14 protein-coding genes are annotated in these 14,989 nt (G+C 52.4%); 6 read left to right on the top strand and 8 right to left on the bottom strand.

Translation table 11 applies throughout. From position 1 onward, the window contains the following. The first annotated feature begins 521 nt into the window (after positions 1-521). Together EHN07_RS20875 and EHN07_RS11820 are read left to right on the top strand one after the other, a co-directional pair. On the top strand, positions 522-611 hold the full coding sequence (locus tag EHN07_RS20875) for a hypothetical protein (RefSeq protein ID WP_425267181.1): 90 nt from the start codon (positions 522-524) through the stop codon (positions 609-611). Continuing rightward, positions 592-1,830 carry an Nramp family divalent metal transporter gene (locus EHN07_RS11820; protein ID WP_124024334.1) on the top strand — a complete coding sequence of 413 codons (1,239 nt, stop codon included), beginning with the start codon at positions 592-594 and terminating at the stop codon, positions 1,828-1,830. The genes EHN07_RS20875 and EHN07_RS11820 overlap by 20 nt, the downstream gene beginning before the upstream one ends. 136 nt (positions 1,831-1,966) lie before the next feature. Here EHN07_RS11820 and EHN07_RS11815 read toward each other — a convergent pair whose 3' ends face one another. The 3 genes from EHN07_RS11815 to EHN07_RS11805 all read right to left on the bottom strand — a co-directional run bounded on the left by EHN07_RS11815 (position 1,967) and on the right by EHN07_RS11805 (position 4,924). Continuing rightward, positions 1,967-2,314 (bottom strand): DUF2502 domain-containing protein, encoded by a 348-nt coding sequence (locus EHN07_RS11815; RefSeq protein WP_124024333.1) that lies wholly within the window; start codon positions 2,312-2,314, stop codon positions 1,967-1,969. A gap of 152 nt (positions 2,315-2,466) precedes the next feature. Continuing rightward, on the bottom strand, positions 2,467-3,456 hold the full coding sequence (gene mgrA, locus EHN07_RS11810) for an L-glyceraldehyde 3-phosphate reductase (RefSeq protein ID WP_124024332.1): 990 nt from the start codon (positions 3,454-3,456) through the stop codon (positions 2,467-2,469). Positions 3,457-3,688: 232 nt separating this feature from the next. Further along, positions 3,689-4,924 carry an ion channel protein gene (locus EHN07_RS11805; protein WP_124024331.1) on the bottom strand — a complete coding sequence of 412 codons (1,236 nt, stop codon included), beginning with the start codon at positions 4,922-4,924 and terminating at the stop codon, positions 3,689-3,691. Between the two features lie 224 nt (positions 4,925-5,148). Here EHN07_RS11805 and glk point away from each other — a divergent pair, with 224 nt between their 5' ends. After that, the gene (gene glk, locus EHN07_RS11800) at positions 5,149-6,114 is read left to right on the top strand and encodes a glucokinase (RefSeq protein WP_124024330.1); all 966 of its coding nucleotides are present in this window, start codon (positions 5,149-5,151) and stop codon (positions 6,112-6,114) included. 30 nt (positions 6,115-6,144) lie between these two features. Here the strand turns inward: glk and EHN07_RS11795 are convergent, their stop codons facing one another. From EHN07_RS11795 to EHN07_RS11785, 3 genes are all read right to left on the bottom strand, one after another. Further along, entirely contained in the window at positions 6,145-6,876 is a 732-nt protein-coding gene (locus EHN07_RS11795; protein WP_124024329.1) for a LytR/AlgR family response regulator transcription factor, read from the bottom strand. Then, positions 6,873-8,579 carry a sensor histidine kinase gene (locus tag EHN07_RS11790; protein ID WP_124024328.1) on the bottom strand — a complete coding sequence of 569 codons (1,707 nt, stop codon included), beginning with the start codon at positions 8,577-8,579 and terminating at the stop codon, positions 6,873-6,875. The genes EHN07_RS11795 and EHN07_RS11790 overlap by 4 nt, the downstream gene beginning before the upstream one ends. Positions 8,580-8,744: 165 nt before the next feature. Next, complete coding sequence (locus EHN07_RS11785) at positions 8,745-9,986, bottom strand: DUF1479 domain-containing protein (RefSeq protein WP_124024327.1); 1,242 nt, start codon at positions 9,984-9,986, stop codon at positions 8,745-8,747. Positions 9,987-10,229: 243 nt separating this feature from the next. On the opposite strand from EHN07_RS11785, the gene alaC reads away from it, so the two are divergent. After that, complete coding sequence (gene alaC, locus EHN07_RS11780; RefSeq protein ID WP_124024326.1) at positions 10,230-11,468, top strand: alanine transaminase; 1,239 nt, start codon at positions 10,230-10,232, stop codon at positions 11,466-11,468. 42 nt (positions 11,469-11,510) lie between these two features. On the opposite strand, the gene ypdK is transcribed toward alaC, so the two are convergent. Next, a complete protein-coding gene (gene ypdK / locus EHN07_RS20870) occupies positions 11,511-11,585 on the bottom strand; it encodes a membrane protein YpdK (RefSeq protein WP_124024336.1) in 75 nt (24 codons plus the stop codon). A 333-nt stretch (positions 11,586-11,918) separates the two neighbouring features. Then, entirely contained in the window at positions 11,919-12,122 is a 204-nt protein-coding gene (locus EHN07_RS11770; protein WP_124024325.1) for a hypothetical protein, read from the bottom strand. A 530-nt stretch (positions 12,123-12,652) separates the two neighbouring features. Between EHN07_RS11770 and EHN07_RS11765 the strand changes: the two genes are divergently transcribed. Then, complete coding sequence (locus tag EHN07_RS11765) at positions 12,653-13,420, top strand: LamB/YcsF family protein (protein WP_124024324.1); 768 nt, start codon at positions 12,653-12,655, stop codon at positions 13,418-13,420. A 466-nt stretch (positions 13,421-13,886) separates the two neighbouring features. Beyond that, the coding region (locus EHN07_RS11760) for a retention module-containing protein (RefSeq protein WP_124024323.1) at positions 13,887-14,989 on the top strand (1,103 nt) is incomplete at its 3' end.

Raw genomic sequence — 14,989 nt, 5'->3', positions numbered from 1 at the left:
TCCCGCTTAGCTCCACCAAAATATCAAACCCCTGCCTGATGGCGGGGGTTTTTCGTTTTATGCGCCACAAAAAAGAAAAAACCACGCTTTTTCTGCAGTTATCTCATCTGCTTTATGCTGAATCTGAAAATATCAAACGATTTTGCCTGCGTGGGCAGCTGATTAACCGGGGCAGAATACGCGCCGTAAACCAGCTTCAGGCCAAAGCGGGAAACCACGTTACTTTGTTCTTCAAATCATCCCGGCGATGAAGCCAATCAGCATCGCGGTAACGATCGTCGCCGCTTTAAAACCTGCCAGAATATATTCCCCGAGCATTTCAGGAAGCTTTGACCCTGATGCAAATTAAGCATTTGTAGGTTATCTTCGCTCATGTGTTTCTGTTATGTTAGGTAAATAAAGTAAAAGTTGCGTCAATGTTTCTCTGTTTGACATAGACCTTGCCGCCGATGCTGCTGATTAACCGGCGTAATTAATCGCCAGAAAGTTCCCCTGCGTTGGTATCGGGCAAAGCCATTATCATGAAATTGATAATTATTCTCATTTTTGATAGTTTGAAACATAGCAAAGGCTATATCTGCGGGGGGAAGAATGACAAACAGTCGCGTTGACAACAGTAGTACTCGCACAGCGCGCAGATTACGCCTGGCGTTAATGGGGCCCGCCTTTATCGCGGCCATCGGTTATATTGACCCCGGTAATTTTGCGACCAACATCCAGGCCGGTGCCAGTTTTGGCTATCAATTGCTCTGGGTAGTGGTGTGGGCCAACCTGATGGCGATGCTTATTCAAATCCTCTCGGCAAAGCTTGGGATTGCGACCGGGAAAAATCTCGCTGAACAGATTCGTGACCACTACCCGCGCCCGGTGGTGTGGCTGTACTGGGTGCAGGCTGAAATTATTGCTATGGCGACCGATCTTGCCGAATTTATCGGTGCCGCGATTGGTTTCAAGCTGATCCTCGGTGTCTCTTTATTGCAAGGCGCGGTGCTCACGGGCATTGCCACATTCCTGATACTGATGCTGCAGCGTCGCGGGCAAAAGCCGCTTGAGAAAGCGATCGGTGGATTGCTGCTGTTTGTGGCCGCAGCTTACATCGTGGAGCTAATCTTCTCGCAGCCGAAGCTGGCGGAGCTGGGAAAAGGGATGCTGATACCGAGTTTGCCCACCGGCGAAGCGGTGTTTCTGGCTGCGGGCGTATTAGGTGCCACCATTATGCCGCACGTCATCTATCTGCACTCGTCGCTAACCCAACATCTGCACGGCGGCGATCGCGCACAGCGCTATTCAGCAACCAAATGGGACGTGGCCATTGCGATGACGATTGCCGGGTTTGTGAACCTGGCGATGATGGCCACCGCTGCCGCCGCGTTTCATTTCTCCGGCCACACCGGCGTCGCCGATCTTGATCAGGCGTATCTGACTCTTGAGCCGCTGCTGAGCCACGCGGCAGCGACCATTTTTGGCCTGAGCCTGGTTGCTGCGGGTTTGTCCTCCACCGTTGTTGGCACGCTGGCAGGTCAGGTGGTGATGCAGGGCTTTGTGCGTTTCTATATTCCACTCTGGGTGCGGCGCGCGGTCACCATGGCGCCTTCATTTATTGTGATTCTGATGGGGCTTGATCCGACAAAAATTCTGGTCATGAGCCAGGTCCTGCTCAGCTTTGGTATTGCGCTGGCCCTGGTCCCATTGCTGATCTTTACCAGCAATGCCAGGCTGATGGGGGATTTAGTTAATACCCGCGCGGTGAGGATAGCGGGGTGGGTCATTGTCGCCATCGTCGTTGCGCTGAATTTATGGCTGCTAATTGGTACGGCGCTGAGGCTGTAGCCCCGTGATTAGCCGGCAACAAAAATGGGAGCCGTAGCTCCCATCTCAGACTGATGACAAACCCACGTGTTTCGCAAAACGTCAGGCCATCAATAAAAAACCAGCAATATCCATAATAAGGCTTCAAGCGGCATGATTAGTGGCGATGGCCGCCGCCGTGCCCATGACCGCCGCGTCCACGGCCGCGATGATCGTCACGGTCGTTCCAGCCTGCGCGATAGCCCTTCTCAAAGCTGCTACGACCACGGTCTTTATACCAACCACGGTGTTTGCCGTTGTCATGGCGGTGCCAGCGATTATCACGCCACTCATAGTGACTACGCCAGTAATCACGGTCACGCCAGCCGCCGCCATCCCAGTAATTACCGCGATAATCCTGATCGCCTATTTGCAGCTTAATTGACGGCAGCAGGGTGATTTCGCCCGCATTCGCCACCAGCGGTGATGCCAGTAATGCAATCGCAAGAATCAGTGACCTGAACATACTCTCTCCTTAATACACGGTAACCGCCAGGCGGCTTGTTAGCGTAATAGTAAGGCGTGGTAAACAAGCGTTTCATCGCCACAACTCCTAAATCATGGCGAAGAGCACTTTTTGCTAATTTAGCCGTAAATAGCATCATCCTGTGATAGCGGTTACAGCAAAATCTCTTCGATCTCGGCCAGTTCAGCTGCCGTAAAGTGGCGATTTTCTAACATGCCCAGCGCATCATCTATCTGGCTGACTTTACTGGCACCAATCAATACGGAAGTGACTCTGTCGCCCCGCAACACCCACGCCAGCGCCATTTGCACAAGTTTCTGCCCGCGGCGTTGCGCGATGGCATTGAGTTTGCGGACTTTATTCAGCTTCTCTTCGGTCAGCTGATCCGCATTCAGGAACCTGCTGCCGCTGGCGGCACGGGAGTCTGAGGGAATACCTTCGAGATAACGATCGGTAAGCTGCCCGCCTGCCAATGGTGAAAACGCAATGCTGCCAACTCCTTTTTCCTGCAGTACATCCAGCAGGCCGCCTTCAACCCAGCGTTCAAACATGGAATAACGCGGCTGGTGAATAAGGCAGGGTGTGCCGAGAGAGTTCAGGATATCAATGGCTTGCGCCGCGAGTTCAGCCGGGTAATTTGAAACGCCGACATACAGAGCTTTACCCTGGCGCACTACGGAATCGAGTGCACGCATCGTCTCTTCAAGCGGGGTTTCCGGGTCCGGGCGATGGTGATAAAAGATATCGACATACTCAAGCCCCATGCGCTTCAGGCTTTGGTCAAGGCTTGAAATCAGGTACTTACGCGATCCCCAATCCCCGTATGGCCCTTCCCACATGGTGTAGCCCGCTTTTGATGAAATAATCAGTTCATCGCGGTATCGCAGGAAATCTTCACGCAGGATACGGCCAAAGTTTTCTTCGGCACAGCCCGGCGGCGGCCCGTAGTTATTAGCCAGATCGAAGTGCGTAATCCCTGAGTCAAACGCGCGCTGCAGCAGCTGGCGGCTGGTATTCAGAACCGTGGTATCACCAAAGTTGTGCCATAAACCCAGCGAAATAGCGGGAAGTTTGAGCCCGCTGCGCCCACAGCGACGATATTCCATTGATTCATAGCGTGCCGGACTTGCCTGATAAACCATGTTTGTTTCCCGGTAAGTGAAGAAGGCCAGTTGAATGTATACGTTTTCACCAGGGTGAAGGGCTTCAGACTATACCTCCGTGATAGGTAAATCCCTCTTTCCATGGTGATATTCACTTCGTTCCTCGACAGCGATCACATATGCCCAATATTCACAGTAAGCTGTTTGAGAAGAAATGAGTCATGTCCTGGTCCGTCGCGGCATCGCTTGCAAAGTGCAATGTCGCACAGGATTAACGGCTGGGTTTATCGGCCATCATCACTGGTTTACCGGCCAGCATCAGCCAGGCTGGCAGCATTACGATGCACAGCAACGGCAGAAGTTTGATGTCCGGTACGACGGCCATCGCCATAAACAGGCTAAGCCAGCCATCGCGGGTAACCACTAATACCAGGCCAAGGATGGCGCAGGAGTACGTAATTGCGGCTGGAACCGCCTCGACGTGCTGATGGAGCATCATCCCAAGGGCGACCGCAACGAACACTACCGGAAAGATGCGGCCACCGCGGAAGCCACAGGCTGAAGCAATCACTAACGCTGCCAGTTTGACCAGCGCAAACATCAAAAGCGTGGCGACAGAATAGTGCTGCCCGGTGGTTAACTGGCGCATTTCATCCAGCCCCTTAAACAGCGTGACTTCGCCGCCTATCAGCCCTAATACCCCTAACAGGAAACCACCGACGCCCAGGATTAACACCGGATGTTTTAGCTGGTGCATGGCACGATGCATACGCGGCAGGCACCAGACGGCTACCATACCCAATGCAATGGCGATAGCCGCAACGACCGCGCCGCTGAAAATATCCACCAGACGCATTGCCGGATATTGCAGCGCAGGCATTGAGAAATTGGGATGGAAGAACAGGTCGGTAGTCATGGCTCCGGCTGCGGCAGCCATTAACGGCGCAAACAGCCGGTCCCATAACGGCACATCATTGCTGCCACTCAGCGTTTGTGAAAATACCAGCGCGGCAGCAACCGGTGTGCCAAACAGCGCGCCGATAGTGCCGGCGGCGGCAAGAATAGTCCAGTCCAGCGCGCCAACCCGCGGCAGTAAACGCGCACCAATAGCCACGGCCAGCGCAATATTGACCGCCATTATTGGATGCTCCGGCCCCAGGCTTACGCCACCGGCAAGCCCCAGTACCAGTGCAACAATCAACCCTGGCAGCGCCGTTACCGCTACCGGCGCACCAATTAAAGGTTCGGTTGCAGGATCGGGCCCCGCATGTCCCGGCATATAGCGAATTACCAGCCCTACGGCAATCCCCGTCAACGTCAGCATCAACAAAATCCACAGCGGGGAGTTCATATCAAGGTCGAAGCGGGCGGGCAGGGCGACCCATAAATAGTGCTGCAAAACGGCGGCAGCTTTCATTACCACCATCAATATCAGACTGGAAAAAATCCCAATAATTAATGCCGGAATGGAAAGAACCAGCATGGTTCTGGCTCGCGGATGGAGCATGATTTTTCCTCAGTTAAAATTTGTCGGCAGCCAACATCGTCACGATTGACACTTTGCCAGCTTGCCGATAGCTGCCGCTGTGCAATAAGGGCTGAAACGGTCAAGCTAATCTGTGACGAAGATCGATAATCCCACGGCGCTTATCATCTGGTCGTTGTTGTTTCGGCTGGCTAATTTTACAGTGTGGCCAGGACTTATTTTGACTTTAGCGGAGCAGTGAAAGAATGACAAAATATGCTTTGGTGGGAGATGTCGGCGGCACCAATGCGCGTCTGGCACTGTGCAATGTTGAAAATGGTGATATCACCCAGGCAAAAACCTACTCGGGCCTTGATTTCCCAAGCCTGGAAGCGGTGGTGGTGCACTATCTCAAAGAGCACAATGCCAGTGTGAGCGACGGGTGTATCGCCATTGCTTGTCCGATAACCGGCGACTGGGTGGCGATGACCAACCATACCTGGGCATTCTCCACTGCCGGGATGAAAAAGAATCTTGGTTTTGAGCATCTGGAAATCATCAACGACTTTACCGCGGTCTCAATGGCGATTCCGACTCTTAAAGCTGAACATTTGATTAAGTTTGGTGGCGGCGAGCCGGTCGACGGGAAACCCGTTGCGGTTTATGGCGCGGGCACCGGGCTTGGCGTGGCGCACCTGGTTCATATTAATAAACGCTGGGTGAGCCTGCCGGGCGAAGGCGGCCACGTTGATTTCGCGCCAAACAGTGAAGAAGAGGGGATTATCCTGGAAGAGCTGCGCACCGAAATCGGCCATGTTTCCGCTGAACGCGTGCTTTCCGGCCCTGGTTTAGTCAATCTCTATCGCGCTATCGTCAAATCAGACGGGCGCCAGCCGGAGAACTACAAGCCGAAGGATATTACCGACCGCGCGCTGGAAGACAGCTGTACCGACTGCCGCCGTGCTTTGTCGCTATTCTGTGTGATCATGGGGCGTTTTGGCGGCAACCTTGCGCTGACGCTGGGTACCTTTGGCGGCGTGTATATCGCCGGCGGCATCGTGCCGCGTTTCCTTGAGTTCTTTAAAGCCTCCGGTTTCCGCGGCGGTTTTGAAGACAAAGGGCGCTTTAAAGAGTACGTGCAAAATATTCCGGTGTACCTGATTGTGCACGATCAGCCCGGGCTGCTGGGGGCGGGCGCGCATCTGCGTCAGACGCTGGGGCAGGTTCTGTAATGCCTGCGGGCGCAAATACCTGCGCCCGTTTTATAACCGCATCAGCGCGCGAAACTCTTTCACTTTGCTACGGCTTACCGGCACCTGAAAGTCCAAATCCTGCAGGCGTAAAATATAGGTGTTGTTAAACCACGGTTCTATCTCGCGGATTTTACTCAAATTAACGCAATAAGAGCGGTGGCAGCGGAAGAAATGACTGTCTGGCAGGCGGTGGCAAAACTCGGTGATGTTCATCGACATCACATAGGCTTCACGCCGCGTATAGACAAAGGTCATTTTCTCATGCGCTTCGGCATAGTAAATATCGTTAATATCGGTAACGATAATCCGCTCGTCCTTTACCAGGTTAATCGTCAGCGCTTCACGGCTGGCGGTATTTCCTGACGCTGGCGCGTGCTGTTGCTGGTAAGCCGCCTCCAGTTTTTGCAGCATGCCAATAATGCGCGATTCCTGATAAGGCTTGAGGATATAGTCGAAGGCCTCCAGCTCAAAAGCCTCTACCGCATGCTCTTTCCAGGCGGTGATAAACACAATAAACGGCTTATGGGCAAACTTACTGATGTTTTGCGCCAGCAGTACGCCATCTAATGAGGGGATATTGATATCCAGAAATATCGCATCGACTTCATGATGCTGCAGGTATTTCAGCACATCCATACCATCGTCAAAAATCCCGGCGACCTCCATCTGGCTATGCTCTTTAATCAGCCAGTTCAGCTCCTGCTGCGCCAGCACTTCATCTTCTACGATCAGAACCTTCATGCATTTCCTCCCTGTTGCGACAGTAGCGGTGGAACGGCGGTAGCGGCATGCGGAATGTAAAATGCAATCTCGGTGCCGGGCTCCAGGCGACGAATATGCAGCCCCTCACCATAAAGTAATTTTACCCGGTGGTGCACATTCAACAGGCCGATTTTATTGCCCGGCATTTCGTTGGTTTCGACTCGTTCGATAACCTGCGGATCGATGCCGTGCCCGGTGTCGCGTACCGCAATCCGCACGCGATTGCCGCTCTCTTCAACGCTAATCGTCACCACACCTTTCCCTTTACACTGCTGCACGCCATGCACGATGGCGTTCTCAACCAGCGGCTGGATTAGCAGGCTTGGGATCAGGCAATTTACTTCTTCATCAATGTGATAAATCACCGTCAGCTTGTCGCCAAAACGCGCCTGCTCAATGGCGATGTAATCCTTGATCTGATACAGCTCACGTTTAATATCGATCTGCTCATCGTCTTTTAATTCAATGTTGTAACGCAGATAGCGCGACAGGTTATAGATTAGCTGGCGCGCGGTATCCGGGTTCATGCGAATAGAAGATGAAATAGCATTGAGCGCGTTAAACAGGAAATGGGGGTTAATTTTGCTTTGCAGCGCGCGCAGTTCCGCTTTATTTGCCATCTCGCGCAGCTGCTCGGCGCGAGAAACTTCCAGCTGGGTAGAAATAATCTGTGAAAGCCCGACGGCCATCTCCTGCAGGGTTGAAGTAATCTGGTGCGCGTGGCGGTAATAGATTTTCAGCGTGCCGGTCACGACCCCTTTTTCCCACAGCGGAATAATGATCAGCGAATGAATTTCCGGGGTGCGATAAGCCTCATCATCATTACGGATGATGATTTTCCCCTCGCGGATCGCCAGCTGCGTTCTGGGGCTGATGCCATCGTTGTTCTGCTTATAGTTATCTTCGCCAAACCCGACGTAGGCCAGGACTTTGTCGATATCGGTAATCGCCACGGCGTCGGCGTTAATATCCTCGCGGATAATATTGCAAACCTGGCGCAGGGATTCGCTGTTAACATGGCGAAATAACGGCAGGGTTTTGTTAGCAATATCCAGAGCCAGCTTCGCCTGGCGCGCGGCACTGGCCTCTTTTTCATCTTCAACGCTTTGCACCAGCACCACAATCAGACCAATAGAAACGGTACCGAGGATCATCGGGATGCCGATCTTCGAGACAATATCGATCCCCAACGCCACCGATGGCGCCCACAGCACCACCAGGATCATGGTCATGGTTTCACACAGCATGGCGCCAAAAGTTCCGACGCGCCAGTGCTGTTCTTTGGGGATTTTACGGTTAATTAAGCCGGAAATAATGCCCGCGACTATGCTGGTGAGCAGGCAGGGAACGGCAGTGATCCCATCAATATCAATCAGGTAACGGTGCAGCCCGGCAATAATACCGGTGATGATCCCAACCCATGGACCAAATAAGATCCCTCCCGCCATCACCGCGATAATGCGCACGTTAACCAGCGAGCCTTCGACGTGTACGCCAGACCAGGTGCTGAATAAAGCGAACATGGAAAAAATAGCGGTGACGGCTAATAGCTCTTTTGGCGTGTGGGCATTTTTATGCAGCAGCTCGCGGAACAGGCGGATGCGAATTAAAAAGAACAGGCAAATAAGCATCAGTGCCGCACGGTCAAATACCGCCAGCAACATGTCAAAGGTTTGGTGCACCGGTAGCTCGCGTGACTAAGAATGGAAGGGCAATGATAAGGAATTTACCGGGCTGTTACCAGAAACGCCTCTTTTGGTGAAAAAGGGCGGATGTCGCTCACGCTAATCCACCCGATAACGGCTTTTGCGTCGGATCAGCACAGCGCTTTCCGACAGTTTATGGCTCTACCTGCCGCCCAACTGCTCGTGGCCAGCGGGCGTTAAATCCGCAGGGGTTGCACGGCCATCAAAATCGACCTCAAAATCATCGGCAGCAAAATCTGGCGGTGACTTGCCTTCCACAAATGCCGGCCACTGGCGTTCAAGGTAGGCGGCATTTTTCTCACACCAGGGTGCCGCTGCGATATACATCACGTTACTGTCAAACTCGCCAAGATGTTCATTTTCCACCGCATGGATCACATCGCAGTGCCAGAACACCGTATCGCCCGCTTCCATATCCGGAATTGAGGATATCCCAGTTAATAAAAGGGGATGCCACTGTTGGTTAATGGACAGCGCGCGTCCCGGCTTCGCTTCGCACAGTGATTCTTCCGGCACATCGTCCTGTAAGGCGCGCAGTAAAATATAGGCCATCGCATTTGCCACCGGCAGCAGTGTTAAGGTGCCGCCGTGCTTACGCTGCGGGCTAAGTGCCGTCCAGCCCTGGAAAGTACGGAACATGGAGCACACCGCAGGCGACGGGAATTCACGAACTTCAGTGCGCCCCTCAGCAGCAAACGGATTGTATTGCTGCCATGCCCCGGAAAACACATGGCGATAAACATGGCGGAAATTCTCATCCAGCCAGCGTTCAACAGAACCGCCGTCCACGTGTGGAGACAGGCCCAGAGAGTTAGAACGCGGCGGGCGGCGGCGAGTACGGTCCGCGTAGCTCACCACGCGATCGGGATCGAAATGCTGCTTACCGTGACTTTCGGTTTCCCACAAATTATTCAGGAACACCTGCACCGCTTTCATACGGGCATGCTGGCGCGCTTCAACCTGCGGTTTAGACCAGTAAATGCCATAAATTTGCGGCTTACTTGCGGCAAGCGTGCCGAAATAGTTATCTTCGGCGGCGTGCTTTAATTTCTCGACAAAGTTATTCCGCTGCAGATAATTGCCGACTTCTTCATTCCATGCCTGTGCCTGAGCCTGCGGAAAAACGCCTTTTACCGTGCAGCAACCGCGCTGGCGGATCAGTGCTTTTTGCTGCTCGCTGACGCGGTTATTGACGATATCCTCAGCGTTAATTTGCGGCACCGGGTTCTCGCCGCGATCGAGTTCCGCGCGGATCGTTGCAATCTGGCGCTTCATATCGCCTTCGAGCTGTTCAAAAACCGCTTTATAGTCAGGTAGATCGTGGCGAAGTTTTTGCTTTATCTCACGGATTGCACGCGGTAAGTCATCAAGATGTAGGTTCATGGCAGTGCTCCACGTCAGCGGAAATTAAAGTTACATGATTGTTGCGACATGGTTAATGTAACCCGGATGCATCAAATAAAATAGGGATAAGTTTCAAATGAAGCGCCCCCTTTTTTGGGAACAAAAATTTATTTGCTTTGTCCCCTCGACAGATGATTTTTATTCAGGCTATTTTCTAAGCAGGCCACATCATGTGGCAGCGTCGCTCGGACGGTCCGGGCGCTAACGTAATCTGAGGAATGTATGGCTGACTCCAGTGCAAAACGCCGTTTTTCGCGTATCGATCGTCTCCCTCCGTATGTTTTTAATATCACCGCCGAGCTGAAAATGGCGGCGCGCCGCCGCGGTGAAGATATTATCGATTTCAGTATGGGCAACCCTGATGGCCCCACGCCGCCGCATATCGTGGAAAAACTCTGCACGGTAGCGCAGCGCGAAGATACTCACGGTTACTCTACCTCGCGTGGTATTCCACGTTTACGCCGCGCTATTTCGCACTGGTACAAAGAGCGCTACGACGTTGAGATCGATCCTGAAAGCGAAGCGATTGTGACCATTGGTTCGAAGGAGGGGCTGGCGCACCTGATGCTGGCAACGCTCGACCACGGAGACACCGTGCTGGTGCCAAACCCAAGTTATCCGATTCATATTTACGGCGCGGTCATTGCAGGCGCGCAGGTGCGCTCGGTGCCGCTGGTGGAAGGGGTAGACTTTTTCACCGAGCTGGAGCGCGCTATTCGTGAAAGCTATCCGAAACCGAAAATGATGATCCTCGGTTTCCCGTCAAACCCTACCGCACAGTGCGTGGAGCTGGAGTTTTTCGAAAGAGTGGTCGCGCTTGCCAAGCGTTACGATGTGCTGGTGGTGCATGATCTGGCCTATGCCGATATTGTGTATGACGGCTGGAAAGCGCCATCGATTATGGAAGTTCCCGGCGCGCGTGATGTCGCGGTAGAATTCTTTACGCTGTCGAAAAGTTACAATATGGCAGGCTGGCGTATTGGCTTTATGGTGGGCAACAAAGAGCTGGTGAACGCGCTGGCCAGGATCAAAAGCTACCACGACTACGGCACCTTCACGCCGTTGCAGGTTGCAGCTATTGCGGCCCTTGAAGGCGATCGGCAGTGCGTGCGTGATATTGCCGAACAGTACAAACGTCGGCGCGATGTGCTGGTGAAAGGCCTGCATGAAGCGGGCTGGATGGTGGAGTGCCCGAAAGCATCGATGTATGTGTGGGCGAAAATCCCCCAACAGTATGCGGTGATGGGGTCGCTGGAGTTCGCGAAAAAGCTGCTTCAGGATGCGAAAGTGTGCGTCTCGCCAGGCGTGGGTTTTGGCGATTACGGCGACACGCATGTGCGCTTCGCATTAATTGAAAACCGCGATCGCATTCGCCAGGCCGTTCGGGGGATTAAAGCGATGTTCCGGGCCGATGGCCTGTTGCCGACTACGCAAAAAAACCTTTCCGATACCGCTGAGTAAAAACGAAACAGGAGCAGGTCTGCTCCTGTTACTCAATTCTTTCTATTCGACCATCATGAAAAACGTACCGACCCACACCAACAAAATGAACGACAAACCCATCATAAAATATTTCACTTGGCCCAACTCCGTGCGTGCCGCGCACTTTTATCATTAAACAATTCAGTATAGAAACGCCCAACCGCCACCCGGTATTTTTGGGATTAACGCCATCACAAATCGCCATTCTGTACGGCAACCGGATGCCGGACCATCGGTTAATCGGCGCTAATGTACTCTGCCTTTCAGAACGAATACAAGCGCTTGCCAGCAGCGATGGCAATCTTTTTTTAACTTTACATTTCAGATAGCAGGGTGTGGTGAAAATAACTAAAATTCAAAAGATTAGGTGAGATGGACTCAGGTGATAACAGGCTCTGCTGAGCCTGTAGGTTTGATGCGTAAACCGGTTTATTTTACTGCAGCGTTGGCGTTTTCCATCGCTTGTTTCATTGCTGCGTTATTGATGGAATCCTGACGGCTGCGTTCGGAAAGATAGCAGGTATCTTTACTGATGCCCTGCGCCTGGCATTCTGCCTGACGTTGTGCCGCTGTACTACAACCCGCGAGTGTGCCGGCCATAACCAATACCATCATCAACATTGTTTTGTTCATTACTGTTTTACCTAAAATGTAGAAGTAACCGCCGAAGCGAAGCGCCGTTGCAGGCTTGGGTATAATCCACCATTTTTTATACGGGTAAACTAAGAAAAAGCCTAATCATTGATGTGGCTTATCAATTATGGCTAATAAAAGCGAATTTTGACAGTAATGCAATACGAGCAAACCCGTCAGCATTAAATATATGCATAAGATTTTTCATATTTATCATTAATTTGCTGCGAGACATTTTGTGCATCTTCATATTTAACGGGGCAAGCGATTCGCCTGTGAATCAATTATTCTGCTAATTCATTACCCGCCGGCAGTGCCGAAAACACGACGGCAGGCGCGGCTAATTCACCCGCTGTCTGCGCCATCAGCCGGCTGCTAAAGCGGTGCATAAGCTGCTGACTGCATTGCGCTGGCATCTGGCGTAGCTGATTCTGGCCATGTATCGTAGTGTTCGCACTGTCGATAAAAACGTACCGCAGCAGATGGATATGCTAATTATTCATTAGCAGCGGGCTGGCGAAGGGGTGAAGATGGTCAGGACAATAGATTTAAACAGTGATTTAGGCGAGAGCTTTGGCGCATGGGCGATGGGGGATGATGCGGCTATTCTGAACATTGTCAGCAGTGCCAACGTTGCCTGCGGCTTTCATGCCGGATCGCCTGCCGCACTGTTGGCGACATTACGGGCAGCAAAAGAGCGTGGCGTGACGATTGGCGCCCACGTCGCTTATCCAGACCTGGTCGGTTTTGGCCGCCGTAATATGGATGTTGCCAGCGATGAATTAACCGCGGATGTGATTTACCAGATTGGCGCTCTGCAAGGCCTGGCCCAGGCTGCGGGCACAGAAGTGCGTTATGTCAAACCGCATGGCGCGCTGTATAACACCATCGCTCACGAGCAACGCCAGGCGCTGGCGGTCATCGATGCTATTCTGGCCATCAACCCTCGTTTGCCGCTGGTGGGTCTGGCGGGGTCTGGCGTGCTGGCATTGGCGCAGGAAAAGGGGTTGCCCACTATTGCTGAAGCCTTTGCCGATCGCGCCTATCACGCTGATGGCACCCTGGTTTCACGTCGTGCAGCAGGGGCGGTGCTTCACGATGCAAAACAGGTCGCACAACGTATGCTGCAATTAATGACCGAAGGGGGGATCACCTCTATTGAAGGCCAATTCACGCCTCTAAAAGCAGATTCTATTTGCGTGCATGGCGATAGCCCCGGTGCGGTTGAAATGGCGAGTCAGATTCGTCATCTGCTGGAAGCGCAGGGGATAGCAATACGTGCGTTTATCGATGCCTGAAAAGCATGCGTTAAAATGTCCCGTTGGCTGGGCGGTAAAACAGCAACTTAGCGCTCTATCGCCCGCAGTAAACTAGTTACGCGCATAATCAGCAGAAGAGAAAAAAAGAAGTTGAGCTGCGGCTAGCGGGTATCCCCATGCTTAAGCGTTAACCTCTTTTTGATTAGCACCATGATGATTCAAAAGTGGGGGTTTTATTTTTATTGCCGGGCTGTCGCGGGCAATTTCCCCCGGATTTTATATTGTATAAAGCCGGTTTTATTATTTGAGGCATTACTCATTTTTCTTTTTAGTGTAAATTAATATGTCACTGGTAAAGGCTATTATTACTGCTGATTTTTATTGTAATTAAAAAGTTAATATCAATGAATTAATTTAAATTTAATGCTTGGTTTTGGCTAAGATTAAGCATTAAAGCTATTGTTTTGTTACATTAATGTAATTTCAATTCTCAGGGACAAGCGGTTTGCACAACATACTCGGTATCGTTAAAGTCGTCATTGGAGAGGTTTTCGCTGTTGCAGTTGACGGAACACAGCGTCAGCTGCATGAAGGCGATCGAATTCTTGCTGGAGAGGAAATCGTCACTGGCGCGAACGGCGCATTGACGGTGAGCTTATCCGATGGCCATACCATGGATATGGGCCGTAATAGCCACTGGGGCGAGCAAAGTGGCCTAAGAGCGGCGGTTAATTCCGGGCATGCGACAGATGATGTCGCAGCACTTCAGCAGGCGATTGCCGATGGCGTTGACCCCACTAAAGCCCTGGAAGCAACGGCTGCGGGTAATGAAGCACCAATAGAAGCGGGTACGGGCGGCGGCGGACATTTTATTGAGCACGTGGAACTGACGGGAAAAGTGCTGGATGTCACGTCCGGTTTTTCCACCAGCAGTCTGGATGTCCGGAGCCTGCGCGGTGATGAGTTCACCCCCCTCGCGACTCAGACCAGTACCTCTTTAAATGGAACGCGCATCACTATTGACCCTATCATTGCTGGTGAGGGTAATAATACTGAATCGTTGCAGCCTCTTGAACCGACTAAGCCCCCGCAAACCGATTTTCCACAGCCCCCTCATGAGACAGATCACAACGATGTTCCGGCGGTTGATCATCCCGATCGCAAGCCTGAAACGAGCATTACAATCAATGTGGTGGCGGATGACGACATTATTAATGCACAAGAAAGCCAGCAACTAACCACGAATATTACAGGCACCGTCGGCGGCGATGCGAAAGCCGGTGATACGGTGACGCTGACGGTAAACGGTAATACCTTTACGGGGACGGTGGAAGTTCAACACGACGGCTCGCTGGGCTACCGTATTCCGGTCACTACCACCGATCTGGTAAGCGGCCAGACGGTGCAGGCCACCATCACCACCACCGATGCGGCGGGTAATACCGCCAGCGCCAGCGCTGACCATATGGTCAGCGTGGATATGGGGGCAGAGGTGGGGATCAGCGTACATCCGGTAACCGCGGATGGGGTGATTAACGCCTCAGAAAGCACCGAACCCACCACCGCCGTCACGGGCACGGTCAGCGGAGATGCGAAAGCCGGTGACAC

The organism is Buttiauxella warmboldiae (assembly GCF_003818135.1).
Taxonomy (GTDB): Bacteria; Pseudomonadota; Gammaproteobacteria; order Enterobacterales; family Enterobacteriaceae; genus Buttiauxella; species Buttiauxella warmboldiae.
The sequence above is the reverse complement of the archived record's forward strand: the minus strand, read 5'-3'. Positions and strand labels throughout refer to the sequence as shown.

Bases quoted from the DNA above. Each gene is read 5' to 3' on its own strand.
- EHN07_RS11795 (WP_124024329.1), bottom strand. From the start codon at position 6,876: ATGAAGGTTCTGATCGTAGAAGATGAAGTGCTGGCGCAGCAGGAGCTG.
- mgrA (WP_124024332.1), bottom strand. From the start codon at position 3,456: ATGGTTTATCAGGCAAGTCCGGCACGCTATGAATCAATGGAATATCGT.
- EHN07_RS11805 (WP_124024331.1), bottom strand. From the start codon at position 4,924: ATGCTCCATCCGCGAGCCAGAACCATGCTGGTTCTTTCCATTCCGGCA.
- EHN07_RS11820 (WP_124024334.1), top strand. From the start codon at position 592: ATGACAAACAGTCGCGTTGACAACAGTAGTACTCGCACAGCGCGCAGA.
- EHN07_RS20875 (WP_425267181.1), top strand. From the start codon at position 522: ATGAAATTGATAATTATTCTCATTTTTGATAGTTTGAAACATAGCAAA.
- EHN07_RS11765 (WP_124024324.1), top strand. From the start codon at position 12,653: ATGGTCAGGACAATAGATTTAAACAGTGATTTAGGCGAGAGCTTTGGC.
- EHN07_RS11815 (WP_124024333.1), bottom strand. From the start codon at position 2,314: ATGTTCAGGTCACTGATTCTTGCGATTGCATTACTGGCATCACCGCTG.
- glk (WP_124024330.1), top strand. From the start codon at position 5,149: ATGACAAAATATGCTTTGGTGGGAGATGTCGGCGGCACCAATGCGCGT.
- EHN07_RS11785 (WP_124024327.1), bottom strand. From the start codon at position 9,986: ATGAACCTACATCTTGATGACTTACCGCGTGCAATCCGTGAGATAAAG.
- alaC (WP_124024326.1), top strand. From the start codon at position 10,230: ATGGCTGACTCCAGTGCAAAACGCCGTTTTTCGCGTATCGATCGTCTC.
- EHN07_RS11770 (WP_124024325.1), bottom strand. From the start codon at position 12,122: ATGAACAAAACAATGTTGATGATGGTATTGGTTATGGCCGGCACACTC.